Source organism: Meiothermus rufus DSM 22234 (assembly GCF_000423425.1).
Lineage (GTDB): Bacteria > Deinococcota > Deinococci > Deinococcales > Thermaceae > Meiothermus > Meiothermus rufus.
Genome location: NZ_AUHY01000028.1, coordinates 1 through 23,116 on the forward strand (window position 1 = coordinate 1; position 23,116 = coordinate 23,116).

Here is a 23,116-nt window from a genome sequence, read left to right on the forward strand (position 1 = left end):
CCTCCTTTCTTGGTTGGTTCCCCTCTTTTTATCCCAGCTTAGAGTCTCACATGTGTCCGTCCAGGTTCATGCAGCGTTCAAAACCCCAACTTTATTGAGGTTGGCGGCTATGGCCATATTCAGCCGCGCAGCCTCAGCCCGCTGTTCGCACAGCGCCGCGACGAGCTGTTCAATCCTCTCATCAGGTTGATGAAGGGTTGTTCTTGCGTATGGACCTGTTGGACAACTCCAGGTTGATCCGGCTTTATGCTCCTGCCTTTATAGGGCCATCTTATGGGCTATTCCCGGCAAACCAAGCACAGGTGCCCATCTTCATCAAACCTTCGCATTCCATACACCGAACGTTGGGTATCCTGGTAGAAGATCGAGGGGTGAACATGACTGGTTCCCGTACCCGAACGCGCGTTCCGTGGTTTTGGTGGGTGGGCCTGGTCGCCCTGGCCGCTCTGGGGGTCGGGGCTTATCTCTGGCTGCGGCCCAAGCCTAGCACAAGCCCCACCAGCACGGTGGAAACCGCCACAGTGCAGCGGGGGATGTTCCGGGTCTCGGCCTCGGGGCCGGGTACCCTCGAGCCCGTCCAGAGCCTCTCGATCAAACCGGCGGTCAACGGCACCGTGCTGAAGTTGCCCAGCGTGGGTGAACGGGTGCAAAAAGGAGAGCTCCTGGTAGAGCTAGACCCCACCAACTACACCCGCGCCCTGGAAAACGCCCGCTTAGCCCTGCAAAAAGCCCAGGCCAACCTGGACAAGCTGCGGGCCGATCAGGCCAGCGCCCTGGCCACCAGCCGGCAGAACGTGGCCAGCGCCGAGGTCGCCCTGGCCAACGCCCAGCGCGACCTCGAGGCCGCCCGGGCCAACCTCGAGGCCACCCAGAAGCTCTACGCGCTGGGCGGGGCCAGCGCCCAGAGCCTGCAAAGCGCCCGCGACACCTATGCCAAGGCCCAGGCCGCGCTGGAGGTGGCCCAGGTCAACCTCAACACTGCCCGCCAGGCCCTCACCCTGCGCAGTAGCGCCAACGCCCAGGACCTGCGCAACGCCCAGATTGCCTTAGAACAGGCCCGGCTCGAGGTCAAAAACGCTGAGGAAAACCTGGCCAGCACCAAAATCTACGCCCCCTTCGACGGGGTGGTGGCCGAGGTGAACGCCCAGGTGGGCAGCATCGGGGTAGGGGCCACGGTCAGCAACGCCACCGCTTTGCTCACCCTGATCGACGATAGCCGCCTCAACCTGCCGGTGCAGATCGACGAGAGCGAGATCGCCAAGGTTAGGGTGGGGCAGAGGGTCGAGGTCACCCTGGACGCCTTCAGCAATGAGCGCTTCGAAGGGGTGGTAACGGCCATCTCGCCTGTGGCTCGCATCCAGCAAAATATCGCGGTCTTCTACGTTACGGTGAACATACCCAACCCCGAGCGCAAACTCAGACCCGGCATGACCGCCGAGGGCGAGATTATCGCCGAGGAGATGCCCCAGGCCCTGATCATCCCCAAGCGGGCGGTGCAGACCGTACGTAACCGGGCCTATGTGGATGTGCTCCAGCCCGACGGCAGCAGGGAGACCGTGCGGGTGGTGCTGGGGCCCGACGACGGGGTCAACCAGGTGGTGCTAGAGGGCCTCGAGGCCGGTCAGCGGGTGGTGCTGCCTAGCCGGGTGCGCAGCAGCCAGAGCCAGGGGCAAAGCCAGGGCGGCTTCAGGCTGCCCATCGGCACTCCTCCAGGAGGCGGGCGATGACGGTAGTGGCCTTGGAGGGTATCCGCAAGGTCTACAAAAGCGGGGCCCTCGAGTTCGAGGCCCTCAAGGGGATCTCGCTGGAGATTCGCCAGGGCGAGATGGTGGCCCTGATGGGGCCTTCGGGCTCGGGCAAAACCACCCTGATGCAGATTATCGGGCTGCTCGACCGGCCCACCCAGGGCACCTACCACCTGGCCGGCCAGGACGTCACCACCCTGAGCGAAAACCAGCGGGCCGAGGTGCGCAACCAGGAGATCGGTTTTGTCTTCCAGGCTTTCCACCTGCTGCCCCGGCTCAACGTGCTGGAAAATGTGGAAGTGCCTATGATCTATGCCGGCGTCCCCGCCGAGGAACGGCGCCAGCGGGCTATGGAGGTGCTGCAAAAGGTAGGGCTGGGGGATAAGTGGCGCAACCTGCCCTCCCAGCTCTCCGGGGGACAGAAGCAGCGGGTGGCGGTGGCCCGGGCCCTTTCCATGCGCCCTTCCATCCTGCTGGCCGACGAGCCGACCGGCAACCTCGACTCCAAAACCGCCGCCGAGGTGATGCGGCTGTTTCAGGAACTCAACGACGAGGGCACCTGTGTGATTGTGGTGACCCACGAACACGACATCGCCGATTACTGCGGCCGGATTGTGCGCATCCGCGACGGCCAGATCGAGGCCGACGGCCCCAACCCGGGGCGCAAGCGGGCCGTAGGAGGTTTGGCATGAGCGCCCCAGCGGTCTTGAAGACCCCTAAGAAAGTGCGTTCGCGCCTGGCCGGCATCAGCCCCTGGCTGGTTTTCCAGGTGGCCTGGCGGGCCATTCTGGGCAACCCCCTACGCTCGGTGCTGACCACCCTAGGTGTGATCATCGGGGTAGCCGCGGTGGTGGCCCTGACCATGGTGGGGCGGGGCTCGACCGCCAACATCACCCGCACCCTGCAAAGCCTGGGCACCAACCTGCTCACCATTGGCAGCGCTGCCGGTCCTCGGGGCGGGGGGTTTGGCCTGGTGCGCTTCGGCGGCCCCCAAACCGTCACCCTGGCCGATGCCGAAGCCATCCGGCTCGAGTTCGAGGGGCGCATCGTGGGCATCGCCCCCACCCTACAAGGCAACCAGCAGATCAAGGTGGGCGCCGCCAACATGAACGCCACCGTCATCGGCACCTGGCCCGACTATGCCAGCGTGCGCAACGCCCAGCCCGCCCAGGGCAGCTTCTTCAGCGAAGCCGACCTGCAGGCCCGCCGGCGGGTGGCGGTCATTGGGTATGGCATCGCCCAGGACCTCTTCGGCGGCCAGGACCCCATCGGCCAGACCCTGCGCATCGCTGGCCTCTCCTTCACCGTGGTAGGCGTGCTCCCCGACAAAGGCGACAGCGGCTTTGCCAGCCCCAACTACCAGGTGATGGTGCCGCTTTCCACCTATCTGCAGCGCCTTGCCCGCAGCAGCACCGGCGAGCCTCGGGTCAACGCCATCTACATCCAGGGCCCCGACAAGGACAGCCTGCCCCAGCTCCAAGAAGCGCTCACCGAGTTCATGGCTGCCCGCCGCAAGATGACCGACCCCAGCCAGTATGATTTCAGCGTGCAGAACCAGGCCGATGCGCTGGCCTCGGTCAACCAGGTGACCCAGACCATGACCCTGTTCCTGGGGGGAGTGGCCGGGATTAGCCTGCTGGTGGGGGGGATCGGCATTATGAACATCATGCTGGTCTCGGTAACCGAGCGCACCCGCGAGATCGGCATCCGCAAAGCCCTGGGGGCCAAGCCCCGCGACATCCTAACCCAGTTTTTGGTGGAGTCGGTGGTGCTCTCGGTAGGCGGGGGTATTTTGGGCATCTTCCTGGGGCTGGCCCTGGCCGGCAGCGTGGGCCAGTTCCTGCGGATAACCCCCATCTTCGACCCCTTCAGCGTGGTGCTGGCCTTCGTTTTCTCGGTGGCGGTGGGGGTCTTCTTCGGCTACTATCCCGCCGCCCGGGCCGCCCGCCTCGACCCGGTAGAGTCGCTGCGCTACGAGTAGGCAGAGTGGCTTCTTTACTGCTTCTACACAAAGCCGTTGCAGACTAGGGGCGTTGGAGGAAAGCACATGAGAGGCATCGGCTTATTAGCAGCGCTGGTTCTGGGGCTGGCCCTAGCCCAAGGGGGGCCGCCCAACCTGACCCCCGAGATGCGACAAAGGCTCGAGGCCTACCGCCCGGTCTTCGACCTGGTGGCCACCATAGGGCTTTTAGACGAGCTGGACAAGCAGCGTGGCCTGGCCCTGAGCAAGGCCCAGGCCCAACGGCTTCTGCCCATTCTGCGCGATTTGCAAACCCGTGCCGATTTAAAACCTGCCGAGGCCAGCAAAATCCTAAGCACCATCGAGGACAGCATTCTGACTCCAGCCCAGCTCAAGTGGATGGACCAGACCCTCTTGCAGCGCCAGGAGGAAGCCCGGCGGCGGCGCGAGCAGGCCCAGGGGGGGCAGGGGCCCCCGGCGGGGGCCAGCCCGCGGCAGCCGGGGCAGGGTGGACTTTTCCAGGCCATCGCCCAGGGTAGGCCCTATAACCCCTTCAAGGAGCAGCCCCGCGCTGCGGAGAACCTCAAAAACCTGATTGCCCTGCTGAGCAAGAAGTAGTTTAGCCCCGGGGAAGGCAGGCCAGGAAGGCTTCCAGCTCTTCCAGGGAGGCAATCGGGGTGAGCAGCCCTAGGGCCTCGGGGGTGACCTCGAGGCCCGGCCGGATGACCTCGAGCCAGCCCAGATGCACCCCCAGCGGCTTCCCTGGCCGGCCCTGCAGCCAAGCGAGGTAGTTCAGGTTCCAGGCCGCCAGAATCTCGGCTAGGGTGCCCACTCCACCCGGCAGGGCTAGACAGGCCACCCCCACATCCATCAGCCGCTCGATGCGCGTAAGCAGCGAGGCCGAGGGCAGTTCTAGGTCCACATGCAGGTTGGGGCCGTTGCGCTGAGGAAACAAGGCTGGTGCAGTGATGCCCACCACCAACCCCCCCGCTTCCTTGACCCCCCGCGAGACCGCTTCCATAGCCCCGTCGTAGCCTCCCGTGGCCACGCCAAACCCCGCTCGGGCCACCACCTGTCCCCAGGCCAGGGCCTCGGCGTAGGCTGGGGTACCGGGCTTTACCCGCGATGAACCAAAGACTGTGATCAGGCGCATGGCCCCAGCCTACCAAAGGGCTAGCCCGCGGCGATCAGGGCAATGGCCACGAGCGAGAGCAGGACTCCTTTGGTCTGGCTCTGGCTTAGGCGCTCGCGCAGCAGGCCCCAGGCCAAGAGGACGGTGAAGGCCGGATACAAAGAGGAGAGCACCGCCGCCACATCCAGCCGGCCCGTCTGGGCAGCCACCAGAAAAAGCAGGTTACCCCCCGCGTCTAAAAGCCCAGCCAGGCCCACCAGCCCCAGGTGGCCTGTTAGCCCCCTGGCTCTTGGCCACAACCCCACCCGCCAAACCAGCCCCAGCATCAGGCCAGTGGCCACCAGCTTGGCCAAGGCCGAGGGCCAGAACAAGCCCTCGACCCGGTCGATCAGGGTGAAGTACCCCCCAAAGCCCAGCCCAGCCAGAACAGCATAGCCCAGGCCCCGCCCAAAGCCCGCGGCCTCCTTGGGGCGGGCAGCCAGCCAAACCCCCAGCAGACCTACGGCAAAACCCAGTTGCTGCAAAGGGGCCGGCAGCCCCTCCAAAAAGACCCCCACCAAAGCCGCCAAAGCCGCCCCCACCACCCCGGCAATGGGCGCGGCCAGGCCCATCTGCCCGGCCTGGAAGGCCCGGTAGAGAAAAACCAGACCCATACAGCCGGCCAGGCCAGCGGCCAGGCTCCAAGGGAGATCCTGTGGCACAAAGGCCTCGGCCCGCAGCAAGGCCATTAGGCAGAAGAAAAGCAGGCCCGTAGTGTGGACTAGCCCGGCCACCAGGTAGGGGTTGAGCCGGCGGGCCGCCACCCCCCCGCTGAAGTCGCCCGCACCCCAGGACAAGGCTGAGAGCAAGGCAAAGCCCACCGCTGCCAGCTCGAGGCTCATGGGGCCATCTTACCCGAGGCCCCCACCTTGAGCCTGCGAAGCAAGGGGTTTAGCCTAGAAGCCAGTGCGTCTTCTGCGGCTGCGGCAACAACACTTTCGCAACCTGGCCACCCCGCTCTTCGTCCCGGCGGCAGGGCTGACCACCATCGTGGGCGGCAACGCCCAGGGCAAGACCAACCTCCTCGAGGCCATCGAGCTGGTGCTGGGCGGGGAGTTACAGGGCAGCCTGGCCGAGCGCATCGCCTTTGGCCAGCGCGAGGCCTGGATCCACGCCGAGGTGGAGACCCAGTTTGGCCCAAGCCGCCTGGAGGTGCGGCTAAGCCGCGAGGGCCGTGAACACCGGCTCAACGAGGCGCCGGCCTCGCTGCGCGAACTGGCCCAGCTTCCGGGGGCGGTGCGCCTGGGGCCCGACGACCTCGAACTGATCCTGGGGCCACCGGAAGAACGCCGCCGCTTTGTGGATGGGCTGCTCTCGCGCTTCTCGGCCCGCTATCGTTCGATGCTCGCCCAATACAACCGGGCCTTGCAGCAGCGCAACGCACTGCTGAAAACGGCCCAGGCGGGCCGGGCCAAAACCGCTGGCGAAGCTCCCTCGCTGCGGGCCTCCATAGGGATATGGAACCAAGAGCTGGTACGGTTTGGCCGCGAGATTCTAAGCCTGCGTCGCCGGATGCTATCCAGACTGGCCCCCCTGGCCCAGGAAAGTTACCGTGAGCTGGCTACGGGTTCGCTCGAGCTAAGCCTGTGCGAAAGCGTAGAACCCGAACGCTTCCTAGAAGCCCTAGACGAGCACCTACAAAGCGACCTAGAGCGCGGGGCCACCAGCCTGGGCCCCCACCGCGACGACCTACGCATCCTGCTTTCGGGGCGGGAAGCCGCCCGCTTTGCCAGCCGGGGCGAGTGCCGCAGCATCGCCCTGGCCCTGCGCCTGGCCGAACACCGGCTGCTCTGGCGACACTACGAGGAAGCCCCCTTGTTGTTGGTCGACGAGTGGAACAGCGAGCTCGACGCCCGGCGGCAGGGTGCCCTGCTGGCCTATGCCCAGAGCCTACCGCAGGCCATCCTGGCTGGGCTGGAACGGCCCGGCGTGGGGGCGGTAGTGACCATCGAAGCGGGGGTATGGTCCGGCCCCTGGGACTAGCCAGGAAGCCCCCCATCGCCTAGCCTTTAAGCGTGGCGCGAACCCAGGCGGCAGCAGAGGTCATCGGGCAAATCCTGCAGCGAAAAGGGCTGCAGGCCGGGCTGCGCCGGGGTCAGGCCCTGGCGTTGTGGCCCCAGATTGCCGGCCCCGCCCTAAGCGGGCTAAGCCAGGCTGAGCGGCTGGAGGACGGGGTGCTGTTCGTGCGGGTAACCGATGCGGTGGTGGCTCACCAGCTCACCTACCTGCGCGAGACTTTTGTCCAACGCTACCAGGAGAAGCTGCCTGGGGTGGTGCGCGAACTACGCTTCCAGGTGGGCTTAGAAAAGAAACCCCGCACCCAACCCCAGCCCAGCCCCCGCCCCCCCCTCAGCCCCGAGGAGGAGGCCCGGCTGTGGGCGCTAGCCGAGCAGGCCCCACTCGAGCTGCGGGAGGCTATCCTGCGGGCCGGAAAAGCCGTTTTACAGCGGCAAAAGGAAAACCCCCACCCCCCCTGCCCCATCTGCCACCTGCCCAGTCCAGAACACCCCTGCCCCTCCTGCCAGAAGCTGCTGCGCGAACCCATTGTGCTGCGGGAAGCAGCGCGTCTGAGCCGCTTTCCTCTGAAGCCCTGCCTCGAGGGTCACCCCCTGGAGGCGGCCCGCTACCTGGCCCGAAGCCGGCTCGAGGCCCAGTTACGCGAGCTTTTGCCCCAGGTAATCCAGCAGCCCGACCTTATCCCCATTCTGCAGGACACCGCCCGGCGCTACCTGCAGCTTTGCACCGGCCAGCCAGAGGTGCGAACCCACCGCCACCTCCTCCCTCCCTCGCTGCAATCCCTCCTCAAAGAGGTATGATGGGGCATCTTAGCACCGGCCCCGGGGGCCGCTTTTGGAGGGATTAATGTCAAGTGAAACCAAACCCAAGCCCGCTGCGGGCGAGAGCAGGATGAAGGCCGGGCGTATCTGGTTCAACGGGCAGATGGTGCCCCAGGAAGAGGCCAAGGTCTCGGTACTGACCCACGCCCTGCACTACGGCACCAGCATCTTCGAGGGTATCCGGGCCTATGAAACCCCCAAAGGCCCTGCTGTTTTCCGCCTGCAAGAGCATACCGAACGCTTCTTCCACAGCGCCAAGGTGATGATGTTCGAGATGCCCTTTACCCCCGAACAGATCAACCAGGCCATCCTGCAGGTTATCCGCGAAAACGGCTATAAAAGCTGCTACATCCGCCCACTGGCCTGGATGGGGGCCCACACCCTAGGGGTAAATCCCCTGCCCAACAACCCCGCCGAGGTGATGGTCGCCGCCTGGGAGTGGGGCACCTACCTGGGCGAGGAGGCGGTGCGCAAAGGGGCACGGCTGATCACCTCCTCCTGGGCTCGCTTTCCGGCCAACGTCATGCCGGGTAAGGCCAAGGTGGGGGGCAACTACGTCAATAGTGCCCTGGCCCGCATGGAAGCCCAGCAGTCCGGGGCCGACGAGGCTTTGCTACTGGACAAAGAGGGGTTTGTCGCCGAGGGTTCGGGGGAAAACATCTTCTTCCTGCAGGGGGGCGTCCTCTACGTTATCGAGCACTCGGTCAACCTGATGGGTATCACCCGCGACAGCGTGATCACCCTAGCCCGGGAGATGGGCTACGAAGTGCGTGAGGTACGGGCCACCCGCGACCAGCTCTACATGGCCGACGAGATGTTCATGGTCGGTACCGCCGCCGAGGTAACCCCGGTCTCCTACCTCGACCACCGGCCCATCGGCACCGGCCAGGCCGGTGAGCACACCATGCGCATCCGGGCCGCCTATATGGACGTGGTGCAGGGGCGAAACCCCCGGTACGAATCCTGGCTGACCTACGTCAGCTAGCGGGGCTCCCAGGGCACAGCTTCATGCCGTACTCAAACCCCCAGGGATGGGCCTCCAGCAGGGTAAAGCCCATCCTCTGGTAAAAGGCAATGGCCCTTTGGTTGCGCTGGCCTACCCCCAGGTGAACCCCGGGCACCCCAAGCTGGCGCAGGCGCTCGAGGAAGGTTTGCATCAGACGGCGGCCCTGGCCTTGGCCCTGGGCCCGGGGTAGCAGGTCGATGTGCAGGTGGGCTGGGTATTCCTGGGCCCACCTCGAGGGAAGGTACCACTGGTGAATCAGGCGGATCAAGGCTGCATCCCTCGAGGTGTCGTCGGGGGAGGGTAGCGGATATTGGCGCCGCAGCGGCGGCAGCCACACACCCTCCATCCAATCGGCAAAGCGCTGCGAGTCACGGCAGCCCAGCACATAGCCGCACACCCCCTGGGCGTCGCTGAGCACCAAGGCCAGGTCGGGCTCAAACCGCACATAGGGCGCGGCGTAGAAGTGGCCCAGTAGGTCGGGGTCGCGGTAGAGCGCCCGGGCATCGGCCCCGCTATCGCCGGTGAGCAAGCAGATGTAGTAGAGCTGGGGCAGGTCCTGTGGGGCATAGGGGCGGATGACAAAGGTCATGGCCCCATCATAGAAAGCCCTCGGCCCAGCCCAGGAGGCCTACCATGCCAATTCCCTGGCAACCATCGGACTGAGGGCACCGAAGGGGTATGCTTAGGGGATGAAGCAAACCCTGGTCCAGGGGCTTTGGCAAGCCTACCGGGGGGCCACCTGGCTGTTTGTGGCCGGGGTGGGGCTGGTGTTGTACCTGGTCTGGGGCTATAAACAGAAAAAGGCCTAGCCTATGACGCTCATGACCCCTGCCCCCATCCTGGAGGTTCCGCTTGCCCACCGGCCCACCGGAAACCTGGAGGTTCACCTCGAGGCCAGTCCGGTAGCCCCCTCGGTTCTTCGCCTTGGGGTGGCCTCCCTGGCGCTGAACGGGCTGTTGGACTGGGTGGGCGAGCCGCTGCTGGAGGTCTTTGGCCAGGGCTGGCGGGCCTCGCTTCTGTCGGACTGGATTCCCGTCTGGGAGAACGCGCACCTCACCGCCACGCTTCTGGCCCCCTTTGGCGAGCGGGGGCTGGCGCTGCGCCTCGAGCCCCGCATGCCTGGACCGATTCAAGTAGCAGGGAATCTGGCATACCTGGGACTGCGGCGCTTCCGGGAGGAAAAACTAGAGGCAACCTTCCACGCTTCGCACGACACCTGGACCGGCAGCTACGTGCTCGAGGCCCGCAGCGGGCGCACCCTGCTGGCCCTGGGCTGGCAGGCCGACCCGGCCCCCAGCAAGGCCCAATGGGGGGAACGGTTCGTGCTGGAGTGGGAGGGCGGCCCGGTCACGCTCTACCTGGGACTGGCCCCCGAGGCCGACGGGGCCCGCACCACTGCGCTGCACCTGCGGCGGCTGGGCTGGGAGGCTTTACTTAGCAAAACCCAGCACAAGCTGGCCCTGCTGACCAGCGGTTACAGCGGCCCCCTTCCCCAGGTCTACCGGCGGCACCTGATCTTCAGCTACTTCTACGCCCAGGCCGAGGCCCTGGAAGGGGAAGCCGTGCTGCTCACCTCGAGGAGCCCCCACTACTACGTCTCGGGGGCCTACTGGGCCCGCGATGCCTTGCTGTGGTTCTTCCCGGCGTTGCTCAAGGCCGACCCCAGCCGGGCACGGGAGGTGCTCCGGGCGGCCTTTCGGCGCTACGCCCGCTGGCCGGGGGAGCACGCCCAGTACCTGGGCGGGCCGCCGCTGTACCCCGGCTTTGAGCTGGACCAGGCCGCAGCCTACCCCCTGGCCCTGGCCCGCTATCTGGAAGCCACCGGCCCCAACCCCGAGCTGCTGGCCGAGTTGCGCGAACCGCTGGAAGGGGTGTTGGCCCGGGTGGCGGAGGAAAAACACCCCTCACTAAGCCTCTACCGCACCTTCCTCTCCCCCACCGACGACCCCGTGCCCGAGCCCTACCTGACCTACGACAACGCCCTGTGGTGCGTGGCCCTGGAGCGGCTGGCCTCGCTTTGGCCCAAGCCCGAGGCGCTGAGGCAGGAGGCCCGGGCCCTGCGCGAAACCCTCTACCGCCAGGCGGTGCGCAACGGACGCTTCGTGTTTAGCCTCGAGCCCGGCAGCCGCCACACCTTCGCCGATGAACCGGCAGGCAGCCTGCTATTGCTGCCCCACCTGGGCTTTTGCAGCCGCCAGGACCCCGTCTGGCAGGCCACCGCGCTGTGGGTTCTGGGCGAGGACAACCCCCACCACTACAAAGGGCCCTTCCCCGGCGAGGGCTCGGCCCACTTTCCCTTCCCCTCGGGCTTTGGATTGGCCAACCGGATTTTATCGGGGTTAATGCGGCCCGCTGAGGAGGCTTTGCGGGTCCTCGAGCAGGCCCCCCTCGACCAGGGCTACGCCTGTGAGTCCTTTGACCCCCAAAGCGGCCAGGCCCGCACCGGCATCGGCTTTGCTGCGCTGGCGGGCTTTATCGCTTACGCGATGGCGGCCAGTAAAGAGGGCTCTAGATAGCCAGCCAGGCCAGCCCCAGGGCCAGCAGGGTTCCGACCAGCAGGGTCAGCAAAGCCGCCTTGCGGGTCTTGCGCAGGTAGAGGGAGAGGCCAAGGCCGGTCAGGGCCACCAGCAGCAAGAACCCTCCCGAGAGGTCGATGACCCAGGCCCAGGCCGAACCGGCGTCGCGGCCCTTATGCAGGTCGTTGAGCACCGCCACCGGGCCTTGTAGCGTCACCTTGAGGGTGTACTGGCCGTCGGGCTGGATGAAGGCATCAGCGGCATAGCCCGGCCCACGGAAGCTGATGGAGGCCTCGTCGCCTTCGGCGAAGGTGTCGCTCACCCGCCCCCGCAGGCCGTGGGCTGCCCGCAGGCTCTCGGCCACCTCGAGCCAGTTCACCTGGTCGCCCACCTTCCAGCCAGCCGGCAGGGTGCCGGTGTAGGTGTGGCTTTTGGCGGTGTTGCCAAAGGCCCAATCGGGGTGGTTGAGGGTGATGCCGGTGGCGGCAAAGAAGAGCACCACCAGCAGGCTGGCCATCGAGGCGTAGAGGTGCAGCGAGCGGATAAGCTGGTAACTTTGCACGCGAACGGCAGACCGGGGTCTTTGCATGGGCAGTTCAGCCTTGTTTAGCATAGGTGAGCTTCACCTCCTTCAAATCGCTGCCGGGCGAGAAGCTGCGGCTAAAGGGCGCCGTAGCGAAGGTGAACTTCTCGCGGAACAGCTCGTAGGGGCCGTGTTCCCGCACCAGCTCGAGGCAGACATAGTACTCGCCCTGGGGCAGCAGGTTGCCCTTGTCGTCCTTGCCGTCCCAGACCAGGGTATAGCGACCGGGGGGGCGGGTGGGGCCGGAGGTGGTGTTCTCCAGGCTGCCGCTGCGGTACCAGCGGCGCAGGTCGGGTAGCCAGCGGGTGCCCTTGGGGCTTTGCTGGAACCACAGGGCCAGGGTGCGCACCATCAGGCCCTGGGCGTTTTCGATCCAGACCGCGATGTAGGGCCGACGGTAGCTGGCGCTGGTCGGGGCCACAAACTCAAACACAACCTCGAGCTGCATCCCGGTGGGCCAGCCCTGGGCTCTGCCTCGACCCATCCAAAGGGTGAGGGCCAGGGCCATGCCTTGGTACAAGAGACTGCGGCGGCTCAAGACATTCTTTTTCATACAGTCCTCCTCCATGGGGTTTCCATTAGCCTCTCAAAATAGCCGTTGGTCAGGACTTGCCCATCCGACCGTACCACCAGACAACCTGCGCCCAGGGCATCGGCCAGGGCCTGGGTCTTGGGCCAGGGAAGCACACAAAAGGCCGTGGCCAGCACGTCTGCCGTTGCCGCATCGGAAGCCACCACGGTGGCCTGAACCACCTCGGTTACGGGCTGGGCCGTACGGGGGTCAAAAAGATGCGGGCCGCGCTGCGCAAGACCGCTGGTCGCCAGGCCCTGGTTGCACAGCCGCACGGCGGTCAGGGGCGGAAGGTTGTCGGCGTTGGCGAAGGGATGGGCAATAGAGACCAAGAGGGGTGCGGTGCCAAGGTGACGCAGATCGCCCCCGAGGTTGACCAGAACCTCCTGGGCGCCAGCCTGGCGTGCGGCGGTGGCCGCCTGATCGGCGATACGCCCCTTGGCCAGGGCGTTGAAGCCAAGGCGAAGAGCGGTGCGCTTACGCGGCTGGCCCATTGGCCAGTCCCACAGCGGCGCTTGCAGTTCTTGCCGGAGGGCTTCCAGCCGCTCGGGGTCGGGTTGGGGCGTTTGCTCAAAGAGGGCTTTGAGCGCCTCCGCAGCCGGGTTGAAAGCCCCCTCGGTACGCTGTTGCCAGAGCTCGGCATGACGCAGGAGCCAGAGCAGGTCGGCAGACACCCTGTCCGGCGCGCCCGCCTGCCAGCGCATCAGTTCGCTGTTGGGATGGAACACGCTGTAGATGCCCTCGAGGCGATCTATCTCCAGCAAGAGCTGGGCTTCGGCCTGGCGGGCCTGGGCCTGGGTGTGGGTCAGAAGCTGAAGCTCGAGGGCAGTCCCCAGCACCCCTTCGTACTGGGCGCGGTAACGATAGCGGGGTCTACTCGAGCAAAGCCGCAAGGTCTTGAGCACGGCATCCCTCCAGAACGGGTTTCCATCTAGCCGAAGGTGGGGTTGGTGTTGCGTATCCGTAAACGTCCGGGCGCTCAATGGCCACCCATCCTCCACCCCACTCAAGGGATTGGAAGCCATCGGAAGAGCCCTTGGCTTACAGGTTCAGGCCAATGTCAAAGGTGGCGGCGTAGCCCTGGCCCAAAGGGGTCAGCTCGAGCAAGAGCTGCTGGCCTCCGTTGCGGAAGATGGCGTCGTTGGCGTTGCGGGTACGGGTACCCGGTTTGGCGTAGGGGGGCTGGGCCAGGATGCGGTCGCTCAGGGCATCGTCGAAGAAGAGCTGGGAGGTGAAGTCGCGGTTCTGGTAGCGCACCTTGAAGTGGATGTGCACGGTGCGGCCCGGATACCAGCCGGGGTAGATGGTGGTGAACTGGGCTATACCCTGATCGTTGGTGAGATGCTGACCGCGCAGCCAGACCTGGCCCCGGGTATCGGCGAAGCGATCCACTACCCCGGAGTAGATGCCCTGGGCATCGCACTGCCAGATGTCCACCAGCGCCCCGGCCAGCGGGGTGCAGGTCCCAGGGGCCACCCGCGAGACCACAAAGCGCAGCTGCAACGGCACCCCAGGCTTGACCACCCCCGTCTGGGGGTCGCTGCGGATGTCCGAACGGTTCAGGCGCACGTCCACAAAGTAGGGGCCTTCGGTCAGGGCCGGGCGCACGATGCAGGCCGGCAGGCTATTTGGCTGGGCCGCACCCCGGGAGGCCAGCAGGCTCCCCACCCCTAGGCCCAGGGCGGCCAGGGCTTCGCGGCGGTTCAGAATCTTCCCTATGGGCTTATCATCGTTGTCCATGATTGGTCTCCTTTTTGGCCCAAATAGATGGGCTGGCGCTTAGCTCCTCAGGTTGCGCTTCAGGTTTTCGAACTCCTCCTGGCTGATCTCACCCCTAGCATAGCGCTCACGGGCAATCTCCAAAGCCCGATCGGAGCCTGGGGTAGGGCTGCGCAACAGGCGCACTAGTACAACCCCTATCAGAGCGATCAGCCCCAGCATGAGTAGAAGCCACAGCAGGTCGTCCAGCGGGCCCCAACCCCGGGGGCCCAAACGATCGTGTACGTACCACATACCAGCCTCACCACAAAAAAAGCCTGTGAACGGTAAAACCCCGCTCACAGACCCGCTCTACCTAGCGACCCCAGCCCCTAGGCCCCCATCCCCGGCCCTCCCGGCCCACAGGGGCCATCCGCAGGGCTACCGGCTGGTTGACCAGGGCCTTGGCCACCGCAGCGCTGCTGGCTTTGAGCGTATTGGCCTGCTCGGTGGTCAGGCGCTGGGCCTGCACGGCCTGGTCGATGGCCTGGTTGCGGGCCGTGACCAGCGCGGCCTCGAGCGCCGCTGGGGTCTTACCCAGCTCGGTAGCCAGTTGGGCCAGGGTCTTGCTACCCCCACTCAGCAAAGCTAGCTCGCCGGGGGTCACCCCCAAAAACTGAGCAGCTGCAAAGTACAGGTTCCCCACGCCCAGACCGCGCTCCATTCGCATTGGGCGCTGTTGCGGGGTCTGGGCAGGGGCTTGGGGAGTTGGGGCCTGCTGGGCAAAAGCACCCACCAGGGCCAGGCTCGAGAGCACCACCAGGGTTTTCAAGGTCTTGTTCATGTCTTCATCTCCTTTCGGAAAGCAGCGTCTGCTTTCCTGGGCAGGAGTCTGTCCTATGGCGGTTACCACGCAGTTACGAGTCGCTGAGAGGGTTTCTCATCTATACCAAGCCAACCTAAACCCTCCTGGTTTGTGCCCTGCGAGCAGGGCTATAACCTGTTCATAACCCCTAGAATGCAAGCTGGAATCATGCGGCTCTTGCTGGTAGAGGACGAACCCAACATCGCCCGCCCGGTCCTTCGGGCTTTAGAGGCCCAGGGGCACCAGGTACGCCATGCCCCGGATCTGGAAACGGCCCGTAGCCTCCTGGTGGAGGCCGAGCCCGACCTGATGCTGCTGGACGTGCGCCTGCCGGAGTCGGAGGATGGAGGTTTCATTCTGGCCCGCGAGGCCCGCTCGGCTGGCTACAAGGGCCCCATTCTGTTCATGACCGCTCGCGACGCCCTGGCCGACCGGGTGATGGGGCTGGATGAGGGGGGCGACGACTACGTGGTCAAGCCCTTCGACCTGCCGGAGTTGCTGGCCCGTGTGCGGGCCTTGCTCAGGCGGGTGAGCGAGGTCAAGCAGAGCCGGGTGCAGTACGGCCCCCTCGAGCTCGACCTGGCCAACCGCAGTGTGCGCTGGGAAGGGCAGGTAGTCGAGCTCAGCGCACGGGAGTACGCCCTACTGGAGCGCCTGGCGCTATTTCCCCAGCGGGTCTACAGCCCCGAGGAGCTGCTGGACCTCATCTGGGGGGAGGAGGCCTCGGATACCGGCGTGGTCAAGGTCTGCGTGCACCACCTGCGCAGCAAGCTGGACAGCCGGGTGGTGCGTACCGTGCCGGGAGGCTACAAGCTGGGATTGGTGCCATGAGCCTGCGCTTACGGCTGGCCCTTTTTATCGCTTCAGCCATCGCTTTGGCCCTGCTGGTACAGGGGTTTTTGGGCTACGCCAGCTTCGAGCGCTTGCAGATGGGCAACCTTGAGCGCGAACTCAACGCCTACCTGAGCCGGGTGCTGCTTCAGCTCGAGGGCCGCCGGGGGCTACGGGGCCGCGAGGGGCTGCTTAGCCTGGAAGGGCCGCTCCTCCTTCCCAACCCTGCCCCCCCAGGCACCATCGCCCACGCCCGGCTGGTCTGGCAGGGGCAGGTGGTGCGGGAGTGGGGGAGCTTCCCCAACGAACTGCCCCTCAGCCCCCACCCCCACCCCCGCCTCCAGAACAACTGGCTGTACCGCAGCCTTCGCCTTGGGCCCCAGGCCTATCTGCAAGGCGCGGTGGAGGCCAGCCAGGCCCAAGCCAGCCTGCAAAGCTACCGCCAGACGGTACTGCTCAGCGCCCTGGCGGTGGCCTTGCTGGGAGCACTGGTGGCCTGGGTGCTAAGCGGGCCGGCCCTAAGGCCCTTACGGCACCTTCTACAGACCGCCCAGCAGGTGGCCGACTCCGGTGACCTGAGCCTGCGGGTACCTACCGAGGGTAGCGGCGAGCTACGCCACCTAAGCCAGACCTTCAACCAGATGCTAGAGCGGCTGGCCGCCTTCCGCCAGCGGGAGACCGAGTTCACCCGCAGCGCTGCCCACGAGCTGCGCACCCCCCTGGCCGCTTTGCGCCTACAACTCGATGCCCACCGCCAAGGTCTGGCCTCGAGCCAGGAGACCCTCGAGGTGGTAGCGCAGGAGGTCGAGCGCATGAGCCGCCTAAGCGAGTCGCTGCTGACCTTGGCCCGCGAGGGCCGGGGGCAGAAGGTAGGCCTCGACCTGGCCCAGCTAGCCCGAAGCCAGGCGCAGCAGGCTGGGGTGCCTTACCGGGGTCCAGAGCGGCTCGAGGTGCTGGGCGATCCCATCCTCCTGCAACAGGCGCTAGGGAACCTGCTGAACAACGCCCAAAAATATGCCGCCGGCAGCGAGGTATGGGTGGAGCTATCCCTAAAGCCTCCCTTTGCTGTGCTGGGCGTCCACGACCGTGGCCCTGGCCTGCCCCCCGAGGCCCTGCGCCGCGCCGGTGAACCCTTCTACCGCCCCCCGGGAACCCGCCCCTCCGGCAACGGGCTGGGGCTGAGCGTGGTGGCCCGGGTGGCCGAGGCCCACGGGGGGCGGCTGGTGCTGGAAAACCAGACCCCCCAGGGGCTGAAAGCCGAGCTGTGGCTCAGGCTTCCTCCTTCGGGCTGAGGGGTAGCCGCACCGCAAAAACCGCCCCTCCTTCGGGGTGATTGCTGGCCCGAACCTCGCCCCCATGCAGCCCCACCAGGGTTTTCACAATAGAAAGCCCCAGCCCACTCCCCCCAGTGGCCCTCGAGCGCGAACCTTCCACCCGGTAGAAGCGGTCGAAGACCCGTTCCAGAGCCTCAGGCGGCAGCCCGGGGCCTTGGTCGCGCACCTGGAGCAACACCCAGGGGCCTTCTGTCTGGGCGACAAGCATCACCTCCCCACCTGCGGGGGTGTGTTCCAGGGCGTTGGCCAAAAGGTTGCCCACGATCTGGCTTATACGGTCGGGGTCGGCCTGCAGCCACAGGGGCTCCTCCGCTAGATGCAGACTCAGGTGCATCGCCTTGGCCGCTAAAGCGGCCTGAAACCCCGCAGCGACCCTGCGCAACAGCTCCCCCAGCTCGAAGCGGCGGGGCCGCAGGGTAAGCCGACCGGCATCGGCCAGGGAAAGCGTGCGCAGATCCTCCACCAGGCGAGAAAGCAGGGCCGTCTGGTGGTGCAGCCGGTCGATCTCACGCCTGTCCAAGGGGATGACCCCATCCTGAATCGCCTCCAGGCGGCCCTGCATCACCGTAAGCGGGGTGCGCAACTCGTGGGCAATATCGGCAATCAGGGCCCGCCGCTCGGCCTCGAGCTTCTCCAGCGATGCGGCCATCTGGTTGAAGTTGCGGGCCAACCGGGCCACCTCGTCCTGCCCCTGGCCGTCGGCCACCCGGGCGGAAAGCTGGCCTTGGGCCAGTCGGCTAGCTGCCTGGGAGATGGCCTCGATGGGCTGAGCAATGCGCCGGGCAAACACCAAGGAGGCCAACACGCCCAACACTGTGGCCACCAGGCTGGCAATCAGCAGGTTCTGCTGCAAGCGGGCCTCGAGGTTGGGCCGCCGCCGGGGGGGTGGCTGAACGCGTAGGGGGGGCTGGTCGGGTTGGTCAGCGGGCCGGATGAGGTAGATGGGGCTGGGGTTATCGGGAGTATCCGAAGGCTGCACCTGAACCCACAGGGCTCTCCCTTGCAAAGCCATCTCCCGCAGCTCGGGAGGGATGCTAACGGGGGGTAGGCGGCCCTCGTTGCGGCGGAATAGCTCGCGCAGCTCAGGGGGCAGCTCGCGGAAGAGCTGAACCCGTTGGTAGGTGGTCAGGGCCACCGTCACTAGGCTGGTCACCAGCACCACCAGCACCATCAGCAAGCTCAGGCGAACCTCAATGCGCTGCCAGAAGGGCATCTTAAGGCTCACTCTACCCACAAGCGGTACCCTACCCCCCGCACGGTCTCCAAGAGCCCTCCGGCCCCGGCCTGCTCGAGCTTCCTTCGCAGGTTTTTCAAGTGCACATCCACCACCCGCTCCAAGGCATCGGACTCCGGCAGGGCCGTTTCCAAAAGCTCAGCCCGGGTAAAGGCCTTGCCAGGAGTGCGGGCCAGGGCCTCCAGCAGGCGAAACTCGGTGGGGGTAAGATCGAGGCGCTCTGCCCCCACCCGGGCCACCACCTTTTGGCTATCGATCTCCAAAGGCCCTACCCGCAACAAGGTACGCGGGCCCTCGGGGGGCATGGCCCGGCGCAGCACCGCCTTCACCCGGGCCACTACCTCGCGGGGGCTGAAGGGCTTGGTCACGTAATCGTCGGCACCGAGCTCCAGGCCTAGCAGCTTGTCTAGGTCCTCGGTACGGGCGGTGACCAGGATGACCGGGGTGTTGCCGTTGCTGCGGATGCGGCGCAGAACCTCGAGGCCGTCCATCTCTGGCAGCATGATGTCCAAGAGCACCAGATCGGGCTGGGCGGCGCGCAACAGGTGCAAAGCCTGCCGCCCATCACTGGCCCGCTCGGTACGAAACCCCTCCCGGCGCAGGTACCCCTCCAGAATCTCGGCGATTTCCGGTTCGTCCTCCACTACCAGCACCAGCGGCATGGTATCCAGTGTATCGCCCTGGACGGACATAGGCCCAGTTTGGCCGCCAGGGGTGAAGAAGTAAGGTGGGCTTTGTGTAGGTTTGGCGAAGGAACACCCTAGATAACCCGCTGGGGCCTCACCCGCCCTTTAGACTTAGGGTCTATGGAACGTTGGCTGAGCGTAGCCTACATCGCCGTGGTGCTGGGGCTTGGGCTGGTCAACCTCTGGCCCCAGCTAAGCGTTCGCTTCGCCCCGGTAGAGGTACAAAAAGCCTCGGCCCAGGGTTTTTTAATGCCCCCAAACCCATCGGCGGCTTTGCAGCCAGGGCCCGTGCGGCCCGAGGTAGCCAGGGTCAACCTCAACACCGCCAGCCAGGCTGAGCTGGAAAGCCTGCCCGGCATCGGCCCGGCGCTGGCCCAGCACATCATCGAGGGGCGTCCCTACCGTTCGATAGAGGAACTAACCCGGGTTAAGGGCATCGGCCCTAAGCTGCTGGAACGCCTGCGGCCCCTGGTTACCCCATGATGCCCTATGCCTTGGGCTTAGGCGCTCTGCTGGGGGCGCTGACCCAGCTTACCCCTTGGGCCTTTTTAGGTCTCTTGGGTGGTCTTTGGCTGCCTCAAGGTGTGCGTTGGTTGGGGCTAGGGGCCTATGGCCTGGTCTGGCTTCACCTAAACCTAGCCCCCGACCCCTGGGCAGGTCAGATCGGCCAGTGGGTGCGGCTGGAAGGCCGCTTGCAGGAGGGGTTCTTGCACACCCCGCAAGGACGGGTGTACGTACGCTACTTTCCCCGCCTGCAGGAAGGCTTCTATGTGTTGGAGGGGCACCTGCTGCGCCCGGAGGGCCGGCGCAACCCCGGTGGCTTCGACCAGCGGGCCTGGCTACAGAGTCAGGGGGTGTCCGCAGTGCTGCAAGCCCGCCAGGTGGTACGCTTCGAGCCACCGCCGCCCAATATGCGCGACCATTTGCGGCGGCAGCTACAATCGGGGCTTTCCCCTTCCGCAGCCGCCCTGGTGGCCGCTTTGACCTTGGGTGAGCGTAGGGAGCTGAGCGAGACCTATACCGAGTTCCAACGGGCCGGACTGGCCCATGCCCTGGCCCTTTCCGGGCTGCACGTAGGTATTCTGGCGGGGTTCTTTCTGCTAGTGCTGTTTTGGTTGGGCCGGGGGCGCTATCTGGTGGCCTTGTTGCTGTTGCTGCTGTACCTGTGGCTAGTGGGGCCCCACCCCTCTTTGGTACGGGCGGTAACGATGGCGGGAGTGGTGCTGTTGGGTTTGTTCTTGGGCAAGGGCCGGGCCGCGGTGCTGCCCACCCTGGCCCTGACCTTGTTCTTACACCTGGCCTTAGAGCCCCGGGCTATCCTGAGCCTCTCAGCCCAGCTTTCCTACCTGGCCGTGCTGGGCATGGCCCTGGTGCTGCCCCAGCTACCTCGGCTTTCTGGCTGGCGAAACTGGCTTTGGGCCTCGGTGAGCGTTACCCTATCGGCCCAGCTTTTCATCCTCCCCCTGGTGCTGCACCACTTCCACCAACTCCCCTTGCTCTTTCCTCTTTCCAATCTGCTGGTACTGCCCCTTTTAAGCCTCCTGGTACCCCTGGGCTTCCTAAAGCTGCTCCTGGGCCCGCTCCTAGCCCTGCCGGTGGAGTGGCTCAGCCAGCTTACCCTGGGGCTGGTAAGCTGGCTTTCCCAGGGGCCCCAGCTACGCTGGGGGGAGATCATGCCCGCCGGTTTTGCCCTGTACTACCTGGGGCTTTTGCCCCTTCTAGCCGCCTTGTACGGTCGCACTCCCTGGCTGCGGGCCAGCACCCTCTCGGCTACTGCGGCCCTGGCTGCGCTTTTGCCTGGACTATGGCCCCGGGCCGAGCTGTGGCAGCTCGATGTGGGCCAGGGCGACGCCACCTTGGTGCGCCTACCCGGCAGGGTGGAAATCCTGATCGACGGGGGGCGGGACTGGGCCTACTCCAGGCTAGCGCGGGCCTTGCATGCCCTTGGGGTGGACGAGATAGACCTGGTGATCGCCACCCATCCCGACGCCGACCACGTCCAGGCCCTCCTGCAGGTCTTGCGGGATTTCCCGGTGGGGCGGCTGATCACCGGCCCGCGCAAGCGGGGGGATTCCCTAGACGATGCTCTTCACCAAGCCGCCCGGAGGCACAGGGTACCCGTAACCCAGGCCCAGGCTGGGATGGTTGTGCAGGTAGGGGGTGCCCGGCTACGCTTCTTGGGGCCGTGGGGAGACGAACTCGAGGACAACGCCCGCAGCTTGGTGTTTGTGCTGGAATACAAGGGGTTCAAAGCCCTCTTCACCGGGGACGCCCCCGTCCTGGCCGAGGCCGCCTGGCCAGCAGAAAAGGTGCATCTGCTTAAGGTGGGGCACCATGGTTCCGAAACCAGCACCAGTCCCTCACTGCTGCAAAACTTCCAGCCCCAGATGGCCCTGATCGGGGTAGGCAACAACCCCTACGGCCATCCCAGCCGTGCCGTGTTGGAACGGCTGGCCCAGTATGGGGTGACAATCCACCGCACCGACCTTGAGGGGGCTATCCGGGTAAGGTTGCCCTAGGCTTACCCTTCGTAGCCGATGGCTTGCAAAATGGCGCTTAGCTCCTCTTCTGAGTGGTAGCTGATCTCGATTTTGCCTCGCTTGGGATGGGTAAAGCGTACCTTAGTCCCTAAGCGCCGCGAGAGGTCTAAGGCAATCTCGGGGTAGGCTTCCTCCTTGGTGGAGCGAGCCATGTTGCTGGTTAACTTATCCTTGAGCTTTTCCGTTTCCCGCACGCTCAGTTGTTTGCTCAATACTTCGGAGAGGCCCCAGTTCCGCCTGGACTCGGGGAGCATCAACAGGGCCCGGGCATGCCCGGCGCTGATCTTGTTCTCCTCCAAAGCACGCAGTATCTCTGGGGTAAGCTGCAAAAGCCGCAGGGCGTTGGTCACGGTCACCCGGGCTTTACCCACGGCACGAGCCACCTCCTCCTGGGTCATCCCCATCTCCACCAGGCGCTTGTAGCCTTCGGCCTCCTCCACCGGGTTGAGGTCCTCCCGCTGCAGGTTTTCAATCAGGGCCAGCTCGAGGGCTTCCCGCTCGCCGATGTCCTTGATAATTACTGGCACCTCGCGCAGCCCAGCCATCTGCGAGGCCTTGTAGCGTCGCTCCCCGGCCACCAGCTCGTACATGTCCCCTTTGGGCCGTACCAGGAGGGGCTGCAGCAGTCCCTTTTCCCGGATGGACTGCACCAGCTCTTCCAAGGCCACCGGGTCGAAAATACGGCGCGGCTGAGCGGGGTTGGGTTTGATAAGGGCTAGAGGTAGCTTGGTTATGGAGGCAGGTGCCTTGGGCAACAAGGCTTCCAGCCCCTTTCCCAGACCGCTAGGCTTCTTTGACACGGCGCATCACCTCCTCGGCCAGGCGGCGGTAAGCGTGGGCCCCGCTGCTGGTAGGGGCATACTGGCCGATGTCCTGTCCATAACTGGGCGCTTCAGCTAACCGTACATTGCGGGGTATAACCGTCCAGAACACCTTTTCTCCCAGATGACTGCGGATGTTGGCCTCCACCTGTTGCGAGAGCAGGGTTCGCGGGTCATACATGGTGATAAGCACCCCCAGAAGCCGCAAGGCAGGGTTCAGGTTAGCCCGCACCTGGTCGATGGTTTCCATTAGTCCGGCGATCCCTTCCAGGGCATAGTACTCGGCCTGCACCGGTACGATCAGCCCCTCGGAGGCCGCCAGCACATTGAGGGTGATGGGCCCCAGGCTGGGAGGGGCATCCAGCAGGATAAGATCGTACACTGATCCCAGTGGGGCCAACACCTGGGCCAGCCGGGCGGGTTCTTCAATCAGTTCTGCCGAAGCCCCCACCAGGTCGGGGCTCGAGGGCAGCAGGTCTAGCCCGGGCGCAACCTGGACAATGGCCTCCTTGGGCGCATTCAGGCCCAGCAGGGTGGTGTATACGTTTCTTTCCCGCAAGCCCTGACCAACACCCGAGGTGGCGTTGACCTGAGGGTCGAGGTCCACCAGCAGCACCCTCTGGCCGGCTCGAGCCAGGTAAGCCGACAGGTTAACCGCAGTGGTGGTCTTCCCCACCCCCCCCTTCTGATTCACAATACCAATTCGCTTCACCTTCCC

Annotated in this window: 25 protein-coding genes; 12 read left to right on the forward strand and 13 right to left on the reverse strand. The window is 65.6% G+C overall.

Going from position 1 to position 23,116, the window contains the following annotated elements; translation table 11 throughout:
* The first annotated feature begins 377 nt into the window (after positions 1-377).
* The 4 genes from G552_RS0106605 to G552_RS0106620 all read left to right on the forward strand — a co-directional run bounded on the left by G552_RS0106605 (position 378) and on the right by G552_RS0106620 (position 4,323).
* Complete coding sequence (locus G552_RS0106605) at positions 378-1,727, forward strand: efflux RND transporter periplasmic adaptor subunit (protein ID WP_027882316.1); 1,350 nt, start codon at positions 378-380, stop codon at positions 1,725-1,727.
* A complete protein-coding gene (locus G552_RS0106610) occupies positions 1,724-2,437 on the forward strand; it encodes an ABC transporter ATP-binding protein (RefSeq protein ID WP_027882317.1) in 714 nt (237 codons plus the stop codon). The genes G552_RS0106605 and G552_RS0106610 overlap by 4 nt, the downstream gene beginning before the upstream one ends.
* The gene (locus G552_RS0106615; RefSeq protein ID WP_211224811.1) at positions 2,434-3,726 is read left to right on the forward strand and encodes an ABC transporter permease; all 1,293 of its coding nucleotides are present in this window, start codon (positions 2,434-2,436) and stop codon (positions 3,724-3,726) included. Before G552_RS0106610 ends, G552_RS0106615 begins: the two co-directional genes overlap by 4 nt.
* Before the next feature lie 66 nt (positions 3,727-3,792).
* The gene (locus G552_RS0106620; protein WP_027882319.1) at positions 3,793-4,323 is read left to right on the forward strand and encodes a hypothetical protein; all 531 of its coding nucleotides are present in this window, start codon (positions 3,793-3,795) and stop codon (positions 4,321-4,323) included.
* 1 nt (position 4,324) lies between these two features.
* On the opposite strand, the gene G552_RS0106625 is transcribed toward G552_RS0106620, so the two are convergent.
* Positions 4,325-4,858, reverse strand: coding sequence for an LOG family protein (locus tag G552_RS0106625; protein ID WP_027882320.1), 534 nt, complete (start codon positions 4,856-4,858; stop codon positions 4,325-4,327).
* Positions 4,859-4,878: 20 nt separating this feature from the next.
* Positions 4,879-5,718: a DMT family transporter gene (locus G552_RS0106630; RefSeq protein ID WP_027882321.1), complete on the reverse strand. Its 840-nt coding sequence runs from the start codon at positions 5,716-5,718 to the stop codon at positions 4,879-4,881.
* A 64-nt stretch (positions 5,719-5,782) separates the two neighbouring features.
* Between G552_RS0106630 and recF the strand changes: the two genes are divergently transcribed.
* Genes recF through G552_RS0106645 form a run of 3 tightly spaced genes read left to right on the forward strand, consistent with a single transcriptional unit; the run spans position 5,783 to position 8,698 of the window.
* The gene (gene recF / locus G552_RS0106635; protein WP_027882322.1) at positions 5,783-6,859 is read left to right on the forward strand and encodes a DNA replication/repair protein RecF; all 1,077 of its coding nucleotides are present in this window, start codon (positions 5,783-5,785) and stop codon (positions 6,857-6,859) included.
* A gap of 32 nt (positions 6,860-6,891) precedes the next feature.
* Positions 6,892-7,692 carry a DciA family protein gene (locus G552_RS0106640; RefSeq protein WP_027882323.1) on the forward strand — a complete coding sequence of 267 codons (801 nt, stop codon included), beginning with the start codon at positions 6,892-6,894 and terminating at the stop codon, positions 7,690-7,692.
* A 46-nt stretch (positions 7,693-7,738) separates the two neighbouring features.
* Positions 7,739-8,698 carry a branched-chain amino acid transaminase gene (locus tag G552_RS0106645; RefSeq protein WP_027882324.1) on the forward strand — a complete coding sequence of 320 codons (960 nt, stop codon included), beginning with the start codon at positions 7,739-7,741 and terminating at the stop codon, positions 8,696-8,698.
* Here G552_RS0106645 and G552_RS0106650 read toward each other — a convergent pair.
* The gene (locus tag G552_RS0106650) at positions 8,691-9,308 is read right to left on the reverse strand and encodes a GNAT family N-acetyltransferase (protein ID WP_027882325.1); all 618 of its coding nucleotides are present in this window, start codon (positions 9,306-9,308) and stop codon (positions 8,691-8,693) included. The two genes, G552_RS0106645 and G552_RS0106650, sit on opposite strands and share 8 nt — an antisense overlap.
* Before the next feature lie 232 nt (positions 9,309-9,540).
* Here G552_RS0106650 and G552_RS0106660 point away from each other — a divergent pair, with 232 nt between their 5' ends.
* On the forward strand, positions 9,541-11,235 hold the full coding sequence (locus G552_RS0106660; protein ID WP_245575134.1) for a glycoside hydrolase family 125 protein: 1,695 nt from the start codon (positions 9,541-9,543) through the stop codon (positions 11,233-11,235).
* Here the strand turns inward: G552_RS0106660 and G552_RS0106665 are convergent.
* The 6 genes from G552_RS0106665 to G552_RS0106690 form a co-directional block, all read right to left on the reverse strand.
* On the reverse strand, positions 11,228-11,848 hold the full coding sequence (locus G552_RS0106665; RefSeq protein ID WP_027882327.1) for a PepSY-associated TM helix domain-containing protein: 621 nt from the start codon (positions 11,846-11,848) through the stop codon (positions 11,228-11,230). The two genes, G552_RS0106660 and G552_RS0106665, sit on opposite strands and share 8 nt — an antisense overlap.
* A complete protein-coding gene (locus tag G552_RS0106670) occupies positions 11,832-12,371 on the reverse strand; it encodes a DUF2271 domain-containing protein (RefSeq protein ID WP_027882328.1) in 540 nt (179 codons plus the stop codon). The genes G552_RS0106665 and G552_RS0106670 overlap by 17 nt, the downstream gene beginning before the upstream one ends.
* Positions 12,368-13,294, reverse strand: a complete 927-nt coding sequence (locus G552_RS0106675; protein ID WP_027882329.1) for an FAD:protein FMN transferase — start codon at positions 13,292-13,294, stop codon at positions 12,368-12,370. The genes G552_RS0106670 and G552_RS0106675 overlap by 4 nt, the downstream gene beginning before the upstream one ends.
* Before the next feature lie 136 nt (positions 13,295-13,430).
* Positions 13,431-14,129: an intradiol ring-cleavage dioxygenase gene (locus G552_RS0106680; RefSeq protein WP_027882330.1), complete on the reverse strand. Its 699-nt coding sequence runs from the start codon at positions 14,127-14,129 to the stop codon at positions 13,431-13,433.
* A gap of 39 nt (positions 14,130-14,168) precedes the next feature.
* On the reverse strand, positions 14,169-14,402 hold the full coding sequence (locus G552_RS0106685; protein WP_027882331.1) for an SHOCT domain-containing protein: 234 nt from the start codon (positions 14,400-14,402) through the stop codon (positions 14,169-14,171).
* 61 nt (positions 14,403-14,463) lie between these two features.
* On the reverse strand, positions 14,464-14,931 hold the full coding sequence (locus tag G552_RS0106690; RefSeq protein WP_027882332.1) for a hypothetical protein: 468 nt from the start codon (positions 14,929-14,931) through the stop codon (positions 14,464-14,466).
* 189 nt (positions 14,932-15,120) lie between these two features.
* Between G552_RS0106690 and G552_RS0106695 the strand changes: the two genes are divergently transcribed.
* Both G552_RS0106695 and G552_RS0106700 read left to right on the forward strand, forming a co-directional pair.
* Positions 15,121-15,783 (forward strand): response regulator transcription factor, encoded by a 663-nt coding sequence (locus G552_RS0106695; RefSeq protein WP_027882333.1) that lies wholly within the window; start codon positions 15,121-15,123, stop codon positions 15,781-15,783.
* Positions 15,780-17,075 carry a sensor histidine kinase gene (locus G552_RS0106700; protein ID WP_027882334.1) on the forward strand — a complete coding sequence of 432 codons (1,296 nt, stop codon included), beginning with the start codon at positions 15,780-15,782 and terminating at the stop codon, positions 17,073-17,075. Before G552_RS0106695 ends, G552_RS0106700 begins: the two co-directional genes overlap by 4 nt.
* Here G552_RS0106700 and G552_RS0106705 read toward each other — a convergent pair.
* Together G552_RS0106705 and G552_RS0106710 are read right to left on the reverse strand one after the other, a co-directional pair.
* Entirely contained in the window at positions 17,053-18,351 is a 1,299-nt protein-coding gene (locus G552_RS0106705; protein ID WP_245575135.1) for a sensor histidine kinase, read from the reverse strand. The genes G552_RS0106700 and G552_RS0106705 overlap by 23 nt on opposite strands.
* Positions 18,339-19,013 carry a response regulator transcription factor gene (locus G552_RS0106710; protein ID WP_027882336.1) on the reverse strand — a complete coding sequence of 225 codons (675 nt, stop codon included), beginning with the start codon at positions 19,011-19,013 and terminating at the stop codon, positions 18,339-18,341. Before G552_RS0106710 ends, G552_RS0106705 begins: the two co-directional genes overlap by 13 nt.
* 144 nt (positions 19,014-19,157) lie before the next feature.
* On the opposite strand from G552_RS0106710, the gene G552_RS0106715 reads away from it, so the two are divergent.
* The gene (locus G552_RS0106715) at positions 19,158-19,520 is read left to right on the forward strand and encodes a ComEA family DNA-binding protein (RefSeq protein WP_051195717.1); all 363 of its coding nucleotides are present in this window, start codon (positions 19,158-19,160) and stop codon (positions 19,518-19,520) included.
* The gene (locus tag G552_RS0106720; protein WP_027882338.1) at positions 19,517-21,556 is read left to right on the forward strand and encodes a DNA internalization-related competence protein ComEC/Rec2; all 2,040 of its coding nucleotides are present in this window, start codon (positions 19,517-19,519) and stop codon (positions 21,554-21,556) included. The genes G552_RS0106715 and G552_RS0106720 overlap by 4 nt, the downstream gene beginning before the upstream one ends.
* Before the next feature lie 2 nt (positions 21,557-21,558).
* Here G552_RS0106720 and G552_RS0106725 read toward each other — a convergent pair whose 3' ends face one another.
* Together G552_RS0106725 and G552_RS0106730 are read right to left on the reverse strand one after the other, a co-directional pair.
* Complete coding sequence (locus tag G552_RS0106725) at positions 21,559-22,377, reverse strand: ParB/RepB/Spo0J family partition protein (RefSeq protein WP_027882339.1); 819 nt, start codon at positions 22,375-22,377, stop codon at positions 21,559-21,561.
* On the reverse strand, positions 22,361-23,110 hold the full coding sequence (locus tag G552_RS0106730) for a ParA family protein (RefSeq protein ID WP_027882340.1): 750 nt from the start codon (positions 23,108-23,110) through the stop codon (positions 22,361-22,363). The genes G552_RS0106725 and G552_RS0106730 overlap by 17 nt, the downstream gene beginning before the upstream one ends.
* Positions 23,111-23,116 lie beyond the last annotated feature (6 nt).